This is a genomic window from Candidatus Liberibacter asiaticus, assembly GCF_000590865.3.
Lineage (GTDB): Bacteria > Pseudomonadota > Alphaproteobacteria > Rhizobiales > Rhizobiaceae > Liberibacter > Liberibacter asiaticus.
Genome location: NZ_CP010804.2, coordinates 572,348 through 589,652, shown reverse-complemented (window position 1 = coordinate 589,652; position 17,305 = coordinate 572,348). Strand labels below are relative to the sequence as shown.

Sequence of the window (17,305 nt, the reverse complement as noted above, 5' to 3'; positions counted from 1 at the left end):
ATAAAAAATGCCGATTTTAGTAACGATGCCCTCTCTCTCTCCTACAATGACGGAAGGAAATATCGCCAAGTGGAAAAAAAATGAAGGAGACCTTATCAAACAGGGAGATATCATTTATGAAGTTGAAACCGATAAAGCAGTTATGGAAGTTGAATCCATAGATGAAGGAATTCTTGGGAAAATACTCTGCCCCAATGGAACAAAGAATGTCAAAGTCAACACTCCTATTGCCGCTATTCTGCAAGAAGGAGAAACTGCTTTAGATATTGACAAAATGTTATTAGAAAAGCCTGATGTTGCTATATCTCCATCATCAAAAAATACGACATTAGTTTTTTCTAATGAGGACAACGATAAAGTTGACCATCAAAAATCCAAAAATGATATTCAGGATTCTTCGTTTGCACATGCTCCGACATCTTCTATAACCGTTCGAGAGGCGTTACGTGATGCTATAGCGGAAGAGATGCGCCGCGATAAAGATGTTTTTATAATGGGAGAAGAGGTAGCAGAATATCAGGGAGCTTATAAGGTAACTCAAGGGCTTCTCCAAGAATTTGGATGTGAAAGAGTAATAGATACACCTATCACTGAGCATGGCTTTGCGGGTATTGGAATCGGTGCAAGCTTTGCAGGATTAAAGCCAATTGTGGAATTTATGACGTTCAATTTTGCAATGCAAGCAATTGACCAAATTATTAATTCTGCAGCCAAAACTCGATATATGTCTGGTGGTCAAATAACCACTTCCATTGTATTTCGTGGACCCAATGGCGCCGCAGCACGTGTTGCTGCGCAACATTCTCAATGTTATGCAGCATGGTATAGTCATGTTCCCGGATTAAAAGTCGTCATACCATATACAGCATCTGATGCTAAAGGCCTTCTGAAGGCCGCTATCCGCGATCCCAATCCCGTTATTTTCCTAGAAAATGAAATTCTTTATGGTAGTAGCTTCGAAGTTCCTATGGTAGATGATTTGGTTATTCCAATCGGTAGAGCACGTATCCATCGCCAAGGAAGCGACGTCACTATCATTTCTTTCGGCATAGGGATGACATATGCCACCAAAGCTGCAATTGAATTAGAAAAAAATGGCATAGATGCAGAATTGATTGATCTGCGTACTATCCGTCCAATGGACTGGCAAACAATATTTGAATCAGTAAAGAAAACTGGAAGACTGGTGACTGTTGAAGAGGGATATCCGCAATCGTCCGTTGGTTCTACGATTGCCAACCAAGTACAAAGAAAAGTATTTGATTATCTTGACGCTCCTATCTTAACAATTACGGGCAGAGATGTTCCGATGCCATATGCTGCCAATCTTGAAAAACTCGCCCTTCCTAATGTGGATGAAATCATTGAATCTGTTGAATCTATTTGTTACAAAAGAAAGGCAAAGAGCTAATGATGATACACACAATAACTATGCCTTCCTTATCTCCGACTATGACAGAGGGTAAATTGGCAAAATGGATAAAACAAGAGGGCGATAAAATAAGCCCTGGAGACATCCTCTGTGAAATTGAAACAGATAAAGCAATCATGGAATTTGAGTCAGTAGACGAAGGAATTATTGACGAAATACTTGTCCCAGCAGGCACCGAAAACATTGCTGTAAATAGCCCGATATTAAATATTTTAATGGATTCTACCGAAATCCCTCCCTCTCCTCCTTTATCAAAGGAAAATATTGTTGAGGTGAGAGAAGAACATTCCCATTCTTCTCCGGTTGTTGTTAGAGAAAAACACAGTAAAAATCGTCCAATTGCTTCCCCTCTGGCACGTCGACTTGCAGGAGAACATGGTATTGATCTATCTTCATTATCTGGATCTGGTCCACATGGTCGTATAGTTAAGAGTGATATTGAAACTCTCATCTCAACAAAAACAAACGTTAAAGATTATTCAACCATACAATCTTTTGGATTAGTTGATGAATCTATTGATGCCAATATCTTAAACCTCTTTGCCAAAGATTCCTATGAAGTGATCCCACATGATAACATACGCAAAACTATTGCGTGTCGACTCCAGCAATCCAAGCAAACGATACCACACTTCTATGTGTCTATTGATTGTAATATTGATAATCTTCTCTCTTTAAGAGAACAAATGAATCGCACGTTACAATTCCATAGAGAAGAAATTTCTAACAAAATTTCCGTGAATGACATAATTTTAAAAGCTTTTGCATTGGCCATGATACAAGTGCCTGAAGCCAATGTCTCTTGGACAACCAATGCAATGATTCGTCATAAACATATTGATATCAGCGTTGCCGTTAGTATTCCAGGAGGGATCGTTACTCCTATTATTCGTCAGGCAGACCAAAAAAGCATCCTCGATATTTCTCTTGAAGTGAAACAGCTCGCCCAGCGAGCTAAACAACGAAAGCTTAAACCTGAAGAATATCAGGGGGGAACAACCTCTATCTCGAACATGGGAATGCTTGGTATCAATAGTTTTTGTGCTGTAATCAATCCACCACAATCAACAATTCTCGCTATAGGAGCCGGCGAAAAGAAAGTGGTTTTTCAGAATGAAGAAATAAAAGTAGCAACTATCATGAACGCCACTTTGTCAGCAGACCATCGTTCAGTCGATGGAGCCATTGCTTCAAAATTATTGGCCAAATTTAAAGAATACATAGAAAATCCTGTTTGGATGTTAATGTAGCTATTTGTTCTGATTACCCCTCTCTTGAAGTATGCGTATACTATACTTGTGTAAATTAAAAGGATCTATGAAATGGTAGAATCGGTGTCGAGGCTCTATGATATAATTTTAATCGGCTCAGGGCCTGCTGGATATGTCGCTGCCATACGTGCTGCACAACTTGGCTTCAAAGTAGCTATTGTTGAGTACGCAGGATTGGGGGGTATTTGCTTAAATTGGGGATGTATCCCTACTAAATCCCTTTTACGTTCCGCTGAAATTCTTGATCATATTCAAAATGCACAACATTATGGGTTAAATGTAGCGGGCAAAGTAGAATTCAATATCGAAGATATTGTAAAACGTTCTCGAGATATATCGCATCGATTGAATCGTGGTGTAGAATTTTTAATGCATAAAAACAAAGTAGATATTATTTGGGGTAAAGCAACTTTAAAAAATCCATCCGAAATCACTGTGTCCAAACCTTCTCAACCAGCAGTCCAACCACAACATCCTATACCAAAAAAAGTTTTAGGAGAAGGAACCTACAAAGCAAAACATATTATTATTGCAACAGGTGCTCGTCCTCGACATATAGAGGGAATAGAACCCGATAGTCATTTAATATGGACTTACTTTGACGCATTAAAACCATCTAAGACACCAAAATCTCTTATTGTCATGGGATCTGGTGCTATTGGAGTAGAATTTTCTTCTTTTTATAAATCTTTAGATGTAGATGTATCACTCATAGAAGTGAAAGATCGCATTCTTCCTGTAGAAGACTCAGAAATTTCTCAATTTGTACAACGATCTCTCCAAAAAAGAGGAATAAAGATACTAACTGAATCAAAAATTTCCAGCGTCAAACAAAAGGGAGATATGGTATCAGTCCAAGTAGAAAGAAAAGATGGGTCTGTTTCTTCCATGCAAGCTGAAAAGCTTTTATTATCTGCTGGCGTCCAAGGAAACATTGAAAACATCGGATTGGAAAAAATAGGCGTTAAAACTAGCAATGGTTGCATTATTGTGGATGGCTATGGACGAACGAATGTTCCCGGCATCTATGCTATTGGTGATGTAGCTGGAGCGCCAATGTTAGCTCACAAGGCTGAACATGAAGGAATAATATGTATCGAAAAAATTGCTGGAAAATCCAAAGTTTATCCACTTGATAAAAGCAAAATCCCTGGATGCACCTATTGTAATCCACAGGTTGCATCTATCGGTCTTACCGAAGAAAAAGCGAGAAGTCAAGGCTTGGACATTCGCGTTGGTAAGCATAGTTTTTCTGCCAATGGTAAGGCTATTACACTTGGAGAAGATTCTGGAATGATAAAAACTATTTTTAATAATAAAACAGGAGAAGTGTTAGGCGTTCATATGGTTGGACCAGAAGTCACTGAACTGATACAAGGTTTTTCCATTGCCATGTCCCTAGAAACTACTGAAGAAGAATTGATGCATACTGTTTTCCCACACCCCACCATCTCAGAAACGATGAAAGAAAGTATTCTTGATGCTTATGGGCGCGCTATTCATTCTTAAAAGGATATCTATTATCACAATTTTTAGAAAAATGTTGTATAGATTAACGCAAGTTGGTTGCTTACATGCTGCAACGAAGATAATAGAGCACGCTCCCTCCTTCAGCAAAGTGAGGAATATAACCTCAACGCTTATCTTTTCAAATAGACTATTTTCATGTATTCATAGTTTGTATATTGACTAAAAAAGAGAAAGTAGTTTCTCTTTTTAAAAAAAAGGCATCCGTTGGTTAAATAGTAAGAACCCCTCGTTTTCTATCAGATTGATTGGAATATTCATGGTCACGGTTTTTGATACAATTAACAAGAAAAAACATGTCTTACATGCTACTCCAAATGCAGAAAGATTGCGGCACCCTGAAAAAATACACAAACCTGATACAGAGAAAATGCAAAAACCTGATTGGATTCGTGTGCGCGCACCTGTATCATCAGGATATAAAGAAACTTACAACATACTGCGATCTCGTAACTTAACTACTGTTTGTGAAGAAGCAGGTTGTCCTAATATCGGAGAATGCTGGAATAAAAATCATGCTACTTTCATGATTCTAGGAGCGATTTGTACGAGAGCTTGCACATTCTGTAATGTTGCAACAGGAAAACCGCAACCATTAGATCCTCAAGAGCCAGAAAATATATCGTGGGCTGTTAGATCCATGAAACTATCTCATGTGGTTATTACGTCAGTCGATCGTGATGATTTAGACGATGGAGGAGCACAACACTTTGCAGAAGTCATTTCTGCTATCAGAGAATCTGCACCATCTACAACCATTGAGGTGCTTACCCCTGATTTTTTACGTAAACCTCATGCCTTAGAAAAAGTCGTTTCAGCAAAGCCTGATGTTTTTAATCACAATCTTGAAACGGTAGCATCAAATTATCTGATGGTTCGTCCTGGAGCCCGCTATTTTCATTCACTGAGATTACTGCAACGCGTAAAAGAATTAGATCCTCTTATTTTTACTAAGTCGGGTATCATGTTAGGACTTGGAGAAACAAGAAACGAAATATTGCAGTTAATGGATGATTTGCGTACAGCTGACGTCGATTTTTTAACTATGGGACAATATTTACAACCAACACGTAAACATCACAAAGTAGAATCTTTTGTGACTCCACAAGACTTTAAATCCTATGAAACTATTGCGTATAGCAAGGGGTTTTTGATGGTTTCTGCCAGTCCCCTTACCCGCTCTTCTTATCATGCAGGCGATGATTTTTTACGTTTGAAAAATAATCGTAGACAACATTTGCATGAATAAAAGGTTGATTAATTAGTATTATGTATCATTTTACAGCTGACCGTATTGTAAATCATAGCTCTCAACAAATGCTTAGTTTAGTAAGCGATATAGAAAGATATCCCGAGTTTGTGCCACTTTGTAAAAAAGTTGTTATCCATGAGCGTGACAACTACGGGGAAAACGAAGTACTAGTTGCAAGCATGACGATAAACTATGCGTGTATGCAAAGAGAGTTTATGACACAGGTACGAATCAATCAAAAGGAACATTACATTGCGGTTAAACATATAAAAAATCTGTTCAATTTTTTAGAAAATCATTGGCATTTTGAAGAAATTTCCGAAAGTAAATGCAAAGTACACTTCTCTATAAAATATGAACTCAAAAATCGTCTTTTCGACATGATGCTCAAAGCAATATTCGATCCCTCTTTCTTGTCTTTTGCAAAAGCATTTGAAGAAAGAGCGCATAAAATATACCATCTCCCTTCTCTTTAAGAACAAAATATCCCGCTAGAAAGCAATACCCATTTGCTAAGGTTATTGATATTGATTTATATCTTACGTTGTTCACATATTCGTCGAATTACTCCGCCACACTATCAAGCAATGAAAAAGTAATAGCAAGAAAGGAGCTAGAGGATAAAACTCCCAATTAACATAAAATATACGCAAAAAAAATGATTTCTGCACCGCCTCTTCTTATCACAAATAAAAAACTTTTAGAACCAGATAAAAGAAAGAAAAATACCCATAGAAAACGTGGTAAACATAATGATAGAAAAATTCTTTTTAATCATATCCCTTTTCCCTTACGAACTGCTATTCTTGCCTTACGAATAACCTTAACAAGTATAAGTTTTTCTCCAATCAAGCTTTACACAAGGGCTTTAAGTTTTAAGTATTGCGTCTTCAAAGGAATCCTTTTCAATCATTCAAAAAAACATCCTTTCATATTTCCGCGATTGCAAAACATACCAAGTGGTAGAACACAATATGCATTGTGAACAACCTTAAAAGGAATTTCTATCAATAAAGTTAATTTTACTTTAAAAGATGATGAAGATCACATTGAGTTACAGTCATTTTTCTTATTTCATAATCGTACTTTGATGAATCGTATCACAAAATCGTAATGGAGAAATTGTCATTTTTTTATATATATAATAAGGCAATCATCATAGACTCATACAAATATAGTCATGCAAAAAAACAAATAATACATCACATGTACATGTTAAGTTCTCATATATAGATCGAACCAGAAAAATATGATAAAATATGTGGCATTATCGGGATCTTAAAATGGAAATTGCTAAATGTCGTATTTAAATTGGTTTGATCTTCTCACTATTATGTTGCTGTGTATCATATTTACATGCACCTTTAAGAGCATATTACATTTAATATGCAGCTTAAAATATTTTCCTCGTAATATATACAAAATTTTTTCTAACATTTATCAGCAAAAGCACAACACAGCATCCTTCCATCGTGCTTCCTTACAAAAAAAAGATATAGGCGCAACACCAACAAAAAAAGGAAATTCATCACAACTGATATCTACAAATACCAATAAAGATAAAAAGCCCCGAATAAATCTTCGAGAAAAAAAACAACCTCAAAGAAAACCTATTACAAAACAAAAGAAAAATCCTATTCCTCTCGCCTCTCGATCTAATCCTATGCAGAATAATAACGATAGATAAGTTATTATGAACGGCATTATACTAGAATAAATTTCACTGTATAAGAAAATTAATTAATGAACATTTTTATTGTTTTAACCATTATTATGTAGCCTTCCTCGTTTTGATGGCGAACAAATATCTTTGTTTCATTTAATATTTTGATCCATGTTGCAAATTTATCTTTTGCAAATAGTTTTTAATATTGTTTTATAGATCACAACATAACAAGATCCTTTGGAAATCACTCTTATCTCCTTTAAGATCTCTTTCTATTGATTCTATTAAAATATCTATGATATAAAAAAGCGTGATTCTACGCTAAAGTTGACTATTGTGTTATCGGATTATAGGGAAACATGATGTTGGATATACAATGGATTCGCCAAAATCCAGAACATCTTGATATAGCTTTGAAAAAACGCCATCTTGAGCCTCAATCTGAATACATTTTATCGTTAGATGAAAAAAATCGCATCTTGATCAAAAAAATTGAAGATATAAGAGCGCGTCGTAATTCCAATTCTGCACAAATTGGACAAGCTATAGCAGAAGGCAATCTATCTCTTGTTGATGCACTCAAAAATGAAACTTCTACTCTCAAAGAACAGCTACCTATACTAGAAAAGGAAGAACATGAAGTGTGTTCTTCATTAAAAAAGCTGATTTCTTGTATCCCTAATGTTCCTTTAGAAGAAGTTCCTATAGGAACAAGTGCAAATGAAAACATTTTGATACGTTCCGTGGGCAAAAAGCCAAGTGCAATACATCTATCAAGAGAACATTTTGAAATCGGCGAAGCACTCGGCTTGATGGATTTTGATCGGGCTACTAAACTATCAGGAGCGCGTTTTTCGGTATTAACAGGTCACCTTGCCCATTTAGAAAGAGCATTAGGTCAATTTATGATCGATCTTCATACTTCAGAACATGGTTATACTGAAGTATCTGCTCCTTTATTAGTCCGTGATGAAGCAATGTATGGTACAGGACAAATTCCAAAGTTTGCAGATGATATGTTTTGCACAACCGATGGACGCTGGCTTATCCCAACTTCCGAAGTAAGCTTAACTAATCTCTATTCTCATGAAATAATAGAATCTAAATCTCTACCTTTACGTTTTACGACTTTAGCACCTTCTTTTAGATCAGAAGCAGGATCTGCCGGTCGAGATACTCGTGGCATGTTAAGACAACACCAGTTTTGGAAATGCGAACTTGTCTCTATAACTAGAGAAGAAGATTCCTTCACAGAACATGAACGTATGCTATCTTGCGCAGAAGAAATTCTTAAAAGATTAGATTTGCATTATCGGGTCGTATCATTATGCACTGGAGATCTTGGCTTTAGTGCCTGTAAAACCTATGACTTAGAAGTATGGTTAGCGGGTCAAAACCTCTATCGCGAGATTTCGTCTTGTTCCACTTGTGGAAACTTTCAATCAAGACGGATGAATTCTCGATACCGCGATCCAAATAGCAAATCTTTAAAATTTACACATACACTTAATGGATCAGGAGTAGCGGTAGGACGTTGCTTGATTGCAATTTTAGAAAACTACCTTAATGCAGACGGTTCCGTTACCATTCCAACTGTTTTACGACCATATATGAATAATTTAGCAGTAATCAAAAAAGAACATATTCTGGAGTAACAAATGAGAATTTTACTGACAAACGACGATGGCATTAAATCCAAAGGGTTAATAACCTTGGAAAATATAGCTAGAAGCATCTCAGATGATATCTGGATATGTGCTCCAGAAATGGATCAAAGCTGTCTAGCCAATTCTTTAACAATGTCTAGAAATATAGCTTGTCGTACAATCAGTAAAAAACGCTTTGCAGTTCATGGCACACCAGTCGATTGCGTTGTTATAGCTCTTCAAAAAATGTCTGACAAAAAGCCAGACTTGATATTATCCGGAGTAAATGTCGGAACCAATACCTCTAATCATGTAGCGTATTCTGGCACATTAGCAGCTGCATTCGAAGGGAGCTTACAGGGAATTCGCTCATTTGCACTCAGCCAAGCCTATACCTACGAAAATATGATTCCTTGGGAAGTATCAGAGACACATGCACCTCGCGTTTTACGCCAATTACTGAAAACTCAGATTCCTAATACCACTCTATGTAACATTAATTTTCCCCGCTGTTCTCCAGAAGAAGTACAAAAAACAGTAGTCACTGCACAAGGGAAACCCTGTTTTTCAATTGACGCAAAGCAAATATCTACAAACGATAACATGTCTCATTATTGCTTAACATTTGGCGATCATCTAAAAAATCTATGTGAAAAATCTGATGCTTTTGCAATACAACATAACATGATTTCGGTGACACCTATTACAACCGATCTTACCGATTATAATTCTCAACAATATATCTCTTTATCCCTTGAAACATGATTACATATATAGCGACAATAGAGTTGCTATCCTCTTGACATGAGATTCTATTTAATAAAGAAAGCATCACAGTGCTGGATTCAACAGACCTACATGATCCCGAGCAAAAATACCTGAAAAGGTATTTTACAACATATAATAAAGGTATCTCTTATCAATTTCTTGCTCAACAAAGAAATGACCAATTCTAGAGAAGGAGCTTTGGGATGAGATCAACTATTTTATTTTTAATCAAACACAAACTAAAACTCCATAAAAACATCATGTCAAAAGGGAAAATAAATGAAAGCTTTTGGTACATTCGCACATTATTTCCTTATCTTTCGCATCAAATACATAAAGCTTTGATGAGCATAAGCTCTGGGATAATTCTAATATTATCACCAACAGATTGCACCGCAAATACAGCAAATATCTTAATCCCATCTAGAAAGATTATCGATTATCACAGATTATTAGAACAAAAAAAAAATCACAATTTACAGTATTCTCTTATTAATATCCCATCACAAAACAAACAAGAATCTCCAAAGAATGCTAACAATAACATACTTGATCACATTGCTCTTTTAAAAGAAAGATTACGCACTGATATAAATACCTTCGATAATACAAATTTAGAAACAAAAATTCCCTTACCAAATAATTTAAAACCTAATGTTTGCGTGAAAGAAAAAAAGTTAATCCCTCCTAGAAAAAATATAAATAATTTAAAAGACACAAATCACAGATTAAAAATAAAAAATAATCAAGAAATCAAAAATATACATCATAAAAAAAATAACCACGCCTACACTGTCAGTAATAAAAATACAAGCAATTACTTATTTCCCAAAACCATCGAAAACAATCAGAGGAAACTTAGAAAGTATTTTTGGCCTGTTACAGGAAATATAGTTAATTTCAAAAAGAATAATAACGGCGTTGATATCTTAACCCCTCCTAATACATCAATAAAGGCGGCAGCAGATGGCATGGTCATTTATGTAGGCAATGATCTTGTGGAATTAGGGAATACGATTTTAATCCGTCATGATGACTCAATAGTAACCGTCTACAGCCATATTGATACACCTTATGTCCAAAAAGGACAAAAAGTATCTCGCGGACACACCATCGGACTCTCAGGGAAAAGTGGAAATGCACAACACCCTCAAGTGCATTTTGAATTAAGAAAAAATGCAATAGCAATGGATCCTATAAAGTTTCTAGAAGAGAAAATACCATAAAAAACGATCGATAAATATCGTAATTTCACAAATCTACTATTCGTATAATGAGTCCATGGCAATTGATAGAAACCTTCATCTAAAGGTATAAGAAAAGACTACTAATGATGTAATAGAATCTTTCTATGCCAATGGAATTAAGGCTGAGATAATTTAGGAGAAGATAGGGGAAAAATTCAGCAAAGAAGTTCTGGATGGGTTCGCACAAATAAAATTCAAGTACTGCTCAATGTTGCTGTTCTAATTGAGGGATGGGCTTGTCAAATCTGCTCTTGTATTTTCTCTTTCTTCCATCTTCTTACAAATCTGTTGTTATTCAAATGGTAGGGTAAGAATTACGAACTGTTGATCCTAATATTCTCCCAAGCGTTATTAAAAAAGATTATGTTGTCATGGATTTCGGCATATCTCTCGAAAGTCATAGATTTTTAGAGAAAAATTCGACTTAAAAGTAACAGAGAAAATAAAAAATAGCAGGATAAAAGACAAGAACATCTCTTCTCGGAGGAAGATGTCCTCCAAGATATCCAATACCATTGAATACGAACATCTCCAGACACGTATCAGGGATAGCCTAGTACATCTTTGAGGCGAACGTTCTCTTGGATGCGGTATTAGGTAGGTGAGACGACTAAAGGATATTTGGAAATAAGACTGAAAAAATGAGTCATGGGAAAATCGTAGAGAGAAAAGTTACCCTTTCATTTATTAGCAGAAACAGGAGAGGAACAACCTTTGAATTAATGACAATATATGAGTGAAATTTAGTAGAAGCGGACAAAAAATAGTTGAGAATTCAATCTTTAAAGCTCATTTCTTTGTCGATTATCTTCGTACCTTACAAAAAAGATGCGGCAATAATTAAACAATACAATTGAATGATATTACCTTACCATCTCTTGTTCTATTGCTCACTAGAATAAAGCTGTCACTGTAATTTTTTTGTTATTTCCTGAAAAACATCTTCTGAAGATAAGTCCGATGGAGATTGTTTCAAAAAATCATAAATAATAGGTACTTGATGAACAGCTTTATCCAGAATGAGATCAACTCCAGGACGATATCCACCTATAAGACGAATATCTCGAGTTTCCTCAAATCGATGGATAAGATGGGTTAAAGAAGAAACCAATTTTTTCTCATCAGCACTCCAAGCCTTATCAGCAAGCCGAGAAACCGATGCAAGAGGATCTACGGGGGGATAGCGTCCCTCTTCTGCCAAAGAACGGTTTAAAACAATATGCCCATCAAGAATGCTACGAACAGAATCCGCTATCGGATCATTATGATTATCTCCGTCTACAAGGACTGAAATAACAGCTGTAATGTTCCCTTTCTCTTTTTCGCTAGGACCAATACGCTCTAAAAGGCGAGGTAATTCAGAAAATACTGAAGTAGGATATCCTCGTGCAACAGGTAATTCCCCAGAATTTGTCGCAATTTCTCGTATAGAATGTGCAAACCTTGTAATACTATCTAGTATTAGGAGTACATTATCTCCTTTAGAAGAAAAATACTCCGCAATAGTGACAGCTGTTAATGGTGCCATTTTACGAAGAATTGGACTCTCATCACTTGTTGCTACTACTACAACTGACTTTTTTAAATTATCTCCAAGATAATCTTCAATAAATTCACGTACTTCACGTCCACGCTCACCTACTAAAGATATAATAACTTTATCAAAACAATCAGAACGAGCAAACATTGACAACAACGTTGATTTCCCTATTCCAGAACCAGCAAAAACACCAATACGTTGTCCATGACAAAGTGGGGTAAATATGTCAATAACACGTATTCCCGTTTTAAATCCTTTCTCAACTCGTTGACGATTCATAGCAGGTGGAACTTTCGACATAATTTCCATGGATAGATCACCTTTCCCTAATGAATCATCTCCATCAATAGGCTTTCCTAATGCATTTATGACACGTCCACACCAACATGCACTAGGCGAAATTCGAAAGCGCCCCCAATGAAAGACCAAATCCCCTAAACTTATTTCTTCCCCTATTCCTACGGGACAAATGTATACAATATCCAGATTAATACGTATGACCTGACCTAAATTATCCGAATTTTTTCCTTGATGGACAACAAAATCCCCCAAACACACGTATTGAGATAAGCATGTAACCGTATAATAAACAGACGTAATGCTACTTATATAACCACCTTGAACCACTAGATTCTTAGAATAGTCCTCTGCTAATTGTGCTAACGTTTCCAAATTTTTCTGCATATTTCTTGATGATCTTTGATATGAAATACTATTACGATGCGATATTTCTTATCGCCTCCAACATGGATTTTTCATTCTCGTCAATTAACGTAGTAATAGAATTGAATTTTTGTGTTAAATGAATCATCTGACCCATCTCATACATAGAATTAGCGTTAGAATCTTCTAAAAAACCTCGTTTAACCGTTACTCCAGAAAGATCCTCAAGAGGTGTAGGAGGAATATTAGGCGATATCCCGCTATTCTCGCGCCGAACAAAACCTTGCGACATATCTACAGAATAGAGCCCCATGGTCGCGATCACTTTACCTTTTTGAGATATTTCTCCTTTTTCTCCCACGTTAAATATTTCATCCTTTTGAGGTATCTGAATTGGTACACTTGCCATATCAAGAACGGGATATTTCCCACTTGCCGATACCAATGATCCATCGTCTGTAACCTTAAAACGACCATCCCGAGTCAAAATAATTCCTCTAGGACTTTCCAATGCAAACCAAGCATCTCCTTCTAGAGCAAAATCTAATTCCGTTCCCGTACTTATAAAGGATCCAACTTCTTTTGAAAGATATTCCTTTCCAGATGCAACAAAAGATATTTTTTGATCAATATCATTTTTGATGGCACCTACAACTTCAGAAAATTTAACTTTAATCGTACGAAAACCCACAGTATCGGTATTAGACATATTATCTGCTACAGTAGAAAGTCTCTGTTCCAAAGCAAGTTGTGCAGCAAGACCAATGTTAAAAGATGTCTGCATTCATTCCTGCTCCTCATCATTTTAATCTTTAGTTAACATTATACTTTAAAGACTTGCGCAAGACTGTCAGTAAACGACAGATCCATCCATAATAGCTTCACACAAGTCTAACTCCATATTTTGATCACTACAGGAAAGTCCAAATTTGAGTTATGAATAGATGAGTACAATCATAGGGTTATTTATAACAATTTTATGTATCATAGGTGGATTTTATGCCATGGGAGGCAATCCATACATTCTAATTCAACCATTTGAAATAGTCATTGTAGCAGGAGCTGGACTTGGAGGATTTGTCATGGCAAATCCCCTAAAAGTTATCAAGGATTCAGGAGTATCCTTATTAGAAATATTCGGATACAAAGCATTGGGGCAAGACACCTACTGCGACGTCTTAAAACTACTGTACATTTTAATGTACAATTTAAAAAAAGGATCTCGCAATGAAACCGAAAATCATATAGATGATCCGTACAACTCCACAATATTCACTTCTATACCGACAGTTCTAGAGAATAATGAATTAACAACTTTCATTTGTGATTATATGAGAATGATAATAGTTGGAAATGCTCGAAGCTACGAAATTGAAAATCTCATGGATGAAGAAATTGATATAATATTATATGAAAAGTTAAAACCTTATCATGCAATTTCCCACATGGGCGAATCCTTACCTGCCATTGGAATAGTAGGTGCTATACTGGGCATTATCAAGGCTATGGGAAACCTATCACAATCACCCAAGATATTAGGAACAGCAATCGGAGTATCCTTAACTGGAACATTATTGGGAATTATACTTTCATACTCCCTCTGCAATCCTCTCACTTCACAGATCAAATCCACAAGATTAAAACAACATAGATTGTACATCATAGTGAAAAAAGCACTCATTGCTTATATGAATGGGGCGATACCCCAAGTAGCCATCGAATATGGGCGCAAAGTACTACCTTTGTCTGAAAGACCTTCCATAGAAATTGTGGCACAGGAAGTACTACAATACAATCATAATAAGAAAGCATCTTAAAATATGCGCGGACAATCCATACATAAAAATACATCTCCGCTGCATCCTATACTACTCGCTCGTCTTACAGGCAAGTTAGGAGATAAGAAAACTATTGAAAAAATATCATCTAGCTTAGGATATTTATACAAGAAATTTCTGCCGAAAATATTCAAAGAAAAAATGGATCTCGATGTAGATATCTCTTATACTAGTTGCCAATCAGGAAAATTTTCTCACATTATACATTCCTTCAAAGAAAACTTTGTTTTTTCTCAAGCCTCTTTAAGTAGCTGGTCATCTAATTTTTTCATTGGTTGTAGCAATAATCTTGTCATTACACTCCTTGAAAACCTATTAGGGGCATCGCACGAAACAATACCACAGTTATATAATCGCTCTTTATCAACCGTTGAAAAGAAATTAGCAAAGCGCACTATAGCTCAAATATCTGCTGTTCTTAATCAATGTATATCCACTACTCAAGAGAGTTCTCCTAATCTTGAAGATTTTTACGATATTGATTATTTGAAGAAGAATACAAACCGATTATCTAACGAATTTGTGACAACAATTAATATGAACATGACAATAGAAAATGTCGCATCATCATTTGTCCTGATTATACCCCAAGAAACATTACTTAAAACCACACTAATATCTCTATCCTCACAAAATAAATCAGAAAATCAATCGGAAGATTTAATTGATCCATTTGCGAGAAAAACATATCAATTAAACGTAAATATTGATACTCGTATTAATCTCAAAAAAACCACCTTGAAAGACGTTGTAACCTTAAAAATAGGACAAGTAATCCCTTTTTTGCATAGAGAAAAGACATGTGCCATTTTAAGTGCAAATGGAAAAGAAATTTATTCCTGTGAATTAGGTCGTGTTGGGAAAAATTACACGATTCGCATAACAGATAGAATAAATTTTGATCAAAAAAGTCTCAAAAATTTCTTACATAAAAGATAACTTAGAAGGTAGATCAATGCATATCGACAATCCCTTACAAGATACGAATGTATCTTCTCCAACCAATAATAGTGAAATGCTCATTCAAAAAAATGATGTTGATAATATATCGGAACCAATATCCTCTGATTCAAATAATATACTTGAAAAATCGACTGATAATTTTGATCTTATCATGAATATCCCAGTAAAAATGCAAATTATATTAGGATCTTGTTGCATGCAAATTTCTAACCTCGTCAATCTATCTAAAGGAGACGTTATCACACTCGATAAACGCGTAGGAGAATCCGTGGATATTACAATAAATAATCAAAAAATAGCTAAGGGAGAAATAACAATCATGGAAGAAGATGATACACACTTTGGAGTGCGGGTAATAGAAATTTTAAACGCTCAGTAAAAATTGTCTTTTAATACAATCTTTTTCTCTGTCAATAATTACATATAAACTGAATAAAAAGGTGTATTGGTTTTGAACAAAACAACAGATACAGTATCTTTCAAAAATCTTTATAAAGAAATTTCGCCCGTTTCTCTTACACAAAAAGACAAAGCAACAGCTATCCTTTTAGCAATGGAAAAACAAGTTTCTGGGAAACTTTTAAGACATTTTACACATGCTGAATTAAAAGAAATTGTTGCTTCGGCAAAATTATTACCAGAAATATCACCTGAAGAACTAGAAGATATCATTGATGAGTTTGAATCCCAATTCATTGCAGGAATTGGACTTACAGAAAACTCTAAGAATATAGAAAGCATCCTCGAAGAAGGCTTGGAACAAAATGAGTTGGAGAAATTGCTCAACAAATCAGATATATCCCAAGAAAACAACAATTCTATCTGGGACCACTTGAAAGAAACCGATCCCGGCGTTATAGCAGATTTTCTATCAAAAGAACATCCTCAAACCACTGCTTATGTATTATCCATGATGCCACCATCAATTGGAGCCAGTGTTTTATTACGATTCCCCAATAAAATACATGCTGATATTATGAAACGTACCGTCAATTTGCCAAAAATAAGCCCTTATATACAAAAAACTATAGAAAAATGCATTGTAGAAATGCTACCTCAATCGAACTCCAATACCAGTACAGGACCAGAAAAAGTAGCCAACCTTATAAATGAACTTGAAAAACCTCAAGTTGATAAACTTCTCACTTCTCTGCAGGAAGTGAGCAAAGAAGCCTTCGACAAAGTACGTCCTAAAGTATTCCTTTTTGACGATCTAATCACTTTATCTTCCCACGATCTATCCATCGTATTCAATAATATATCACTTGAAGTACTAGGAAAAGCCCTTCATGGCACCTCTATAGAAACTCAAAACGCAATACTTCATTGCCTCAGTAATCGTCAACGCAAAATAATAGAGGAAAATATTGTCCTTAATGATTCTTCCATAGCTCCACGAGAAGTCGCGATGGCTCGTCGTTCTATAGTACAAGAAGCGATTTCCCTTTTAAAAACAAATAAAATAGAGCTAAGCAATCCCATAAAATAAGCA

General features: G+C 35.6%; 14 protein-coding genes. 12 read left to right on the top strand and 2 right to left on the bottom strand.

From position 1 onward, the window contains the following. Nucleotides 1-7: 7 nt before the first annotated feature. The 8 genes from CD16_RS02675 to CD16_RS02630 all read left to right on the top strand — a co-directional run bounded on the left by CD16_RS02675 (nucleotide 8) and on the right by CD16_RS02630 (nucleotide 10,788). On the top strand, nucleotides 8-1,411 hold the full coding sequence (locus tag CD16_RS02675) for a pyruvate dehydrogenase complex E1 component subunit beta (protein ID WP_015452487.1): 1,404 nt from the start codon (nucleotides 8-10) through the stop codon (nucleotides 1,409-1,411). Continuing rightward, the gene (locus CD16_RS02670) at nucleotides 1,411-2,682 is read left to right on the top strand and encodes a 2-oxo acid dehydrogenase subunit E2 (protein ID WP_015452486.1); all 1,272 of its coding nucleotides are present in this window, start codon (nucleotides 1,411-1,413) and stop codon (nucleotides 2,680-2,682) included. The genes CD16_RS02675 and CD16_RS02670 overlap by 1 nt, the downstream gene beginning before the upstream one ends. Nucleotides 2,683-2,766: 84 nt before the next feature. Next, nucleotides 2,767-4,212 carry a dihydrolipoyl dehydrogenase gene (lpdA, locus tag CD16_RS02665; protein WP_015452485.1) on the top strand — a complete coding sequence of 482 codons (1,446 nt, stop codon included), beginning with the start codon at nucleotides 2,767-2,769 and terminating at the stop codon, nucleotides 4,210-4,212. 277 nt (nucleotides 4,213-4,489) lie between these two features. Further along, on the top strand, nucleotides 4,490-5,479 hold the full coding sequence (lipA, locus tag CD16_RS02660; protein ID WP_015452484.1) for a lipoyl synthase: 990 nt from the start codon (nucleotides 4,490-4,492) through the stop codon (nucleotides 5,477-5,479). Nucleotides 5,480-5,499: 20 nt separating this feature from the next. Continuing rightward, nucleotides 5,500-5,958, top strand: coding sequence for a type II toxin-antitoxin system RatA family toxin (locus tag CD16_RS02655; RefSeq protein WP_015452483.1), 459 nt, complete (start codon nucleotides 5,500-5,502; stop codon nucleotides 5,956-5,958). A gap of 1,552 nt (nucleotides 5,959-7,510) precedes the next feature. Then, on the top strand, nucleotides 7,511-8,803 hold the full coding sequence (serS, locus tag CD16_RS02640; protein ID WP_015452480.1) for a serine--tRNA ligase: 1,293 nt from the start codon (nucleotides 7,511-7,513) through the stop codon (nucleotides 8,801-8,803). Nucleotides 8,804-8,806: 3 nt separating this feature from the next. Continuing rightward, complete coding sequence (surE, locus tag CD16_RS02635) at nucleotides 8,807-9,559, top strand: 5'/3'-nucleotidase SurE (RefSeq protein ID WP_015452479.1); 753 nt, start codon at nucleotides 8,807-8,809, stop codon at nucleotides 9,557-9,559. Between the two features lie 206 nt (nucleotides 9,560-9,765). Further along, nucleotides 9,766-10,788 (top strand): murein hydrolase activator EnvC family protein, encoded by a 1,023-nt coding sequence (locus CD16_RS02630; RefSeq protein WP_015452478.1) that lies wholly within the window; start codon nucleotides 9,766-9,768, stop codon nucleotides 10,786-10,788. A gap of 928 nt (nucleotides 10,789-11,716) precedes the next feature. On the opposite strand, the gene CD16_RS02625 is transcribed toward CD16_RS02630, so the two are convergent. Beyond that, complete coding sequence (locus CD16_RS02625) at nucleotides 11,717-13,033, bottom strand: flagellar protein export ATPase FliI (protein ID WP_015452477.1); 1,317 nt, start codon at nucleotides 13,031-13,033, stop codon at nucleotides 11,717-11,719. A 31-nt stretch (nucleotides 13,034-13,064) separates the two neighbouring features. Beyond that, entirely contained in the window at nucleotides 13,065-13,796 is a 732-nt protein-coding gene (gene flgF, locus CD16_RS02620) for a flagellar basal-body rod protein FlgF (protein WP_015452476.1), read from the bottom strand. A 160-nt stretch (nucleotides 13,797-13,956) separates the two neighbouring features. On the opposite strand from flgF, the gene motA reads away from it, so the two are divergent. From motA to CD16_RS02600, 4 genes are all read left to right on the top strand, one after another. After that, the gene (motA, locus tag CD16_RS02615; RefSeq protein WP_015452475.1) at nucleotides 13,957-14,829 is read left to right on the top strand and encodes a flagellar motor stator protein MotA; all 873 of its coding nucleotides are present in this window, start codon (nucleotides 13,957-13,959) and stop codon (nucleotides 14,827-14,829) included. A 3-nt stretch (nucleotides 14,830-14,832) separates the two neighbouring features. Next, a complete protein-coding gene (locus tag CD16_RS02610; protein WP_015452474.1) occupies nucleotides 14,833-15,789 on the top strand; it encodes a FliM/FliN family flagellar motor switch protein in 957 nt (318 codons plus the stop codon). Nucleotides 15,790-15,805: 16 nt separating this feature from the next. Beyond that, nucleotides 15,806-16,192, top strand: coding sequence for a flagellar motor switch protein FliN (gene fliN / locus CD16_RS02605; protein ID WP_236301235.1), 387 nt, complete (start codon nucleotides 15,806-15,808; stop codon nucleotides 16,190-16,192). A gap of 72 nt (nucleotides 16,193-16,264) precedes the next feature. Further along, nucleotides 16,265-17,302, top strand: coding sequence for a flagellar motor switch protein FliG (locus tag CD16_RS02600; protein ID WP_015452472.1), 1,038 nt, complete (start codon nucleotides 16,265-16,267; stop codon nucleotides 17,300-17,302). The last annotated feature ends 3 nt before the right edge of the window (nucleotides 17,303-17,305 follow it).

What these genes read in the sequence shown, in the direction of transcription:
- CD16_RS02675 (WP_015452487.1), top strand. Translation starts at nt 8, where the DNA reads ATGCCGATTTTAGTAACGATGCCCTCTCTCTCTCCTACAATGACGGAA.
- CD16_RS02670 (WP_015452486.1), top strand. Translation starts at nt 1,411, where the DNA reads ATGATGATACACACAATAACTATGCCTTCCTTATCTCCGACTATGACA.
- lipA (WP_015452484.1), top strand. Translation starts at nt 4,490, where the DNA reads ATGGTCACGGTTTTTGATACAATTAACAAGAAAAAACATGTCTTACAT.
- CD16_RS02655 (WP_015452483.1), top strand. Translation starts at nt 5,500, where the DNA reads ATGTATCATTTTACAGCTGACCGTATTGTAAATCATAGCTCTCAACAA.
- serS (WP_015452480.1), top strand. Translation starts at nt 7,511, where the DNA reads ATGTTGGATATACAATGGATTCGCCAAAATCCAGAACATCTTGATATA.
- surE (WP_015452479.1), top strand. Translation starts at nt 8,807, where the DNA reads ATGAGAATTTTACTGACAAACGACGATGGCATTAAATCCAAAGGGTTA.
- CD16_RS02630 (WP_015452478.1), top strand. Translation starts at nt 9,766, where the DNA reads ATGAGATCAACTATTTTATTTTTAATCAAACACAAACTAAAACTCCAT.
- CD16_RS02625 (WP_015452477.1), bottom strand. Translation starts at nt 13,033, where the DNA reads ATGCAGAAAAATTTGGAAACGTTAGCACAATTAGCAGAGGACTATTCT.
- flgF (WP_015452476.1), bottom strand. Translation starts at nt 13,796, where the DNA reads ATGCAGACATCTTTTAACATTGGTCTTGCTGCACAACTTGCTTTGGAA.
- motA (WP_015452475.1), top strand. Translation starts at nt 13,957, where the DNA reads ATGAGTACAATCATAGGGTTATTTATAACAATTTTATGTATCATAGGT.
- CD16_RS02610 (WP_015452474.1), top strand. Translation starts at nt 14,833, where the DNA reads ATGCGCGGACAATCCATACATAAAAATACATCTCCGCTGCATCCTATA.
- fliN (WP_236301235.1), top strand. Translation starts at nt 15,806, where the DNA reads ATGCATATCGACAATCCCTTACAAGATACGAATGTATCTTCTCCAACC.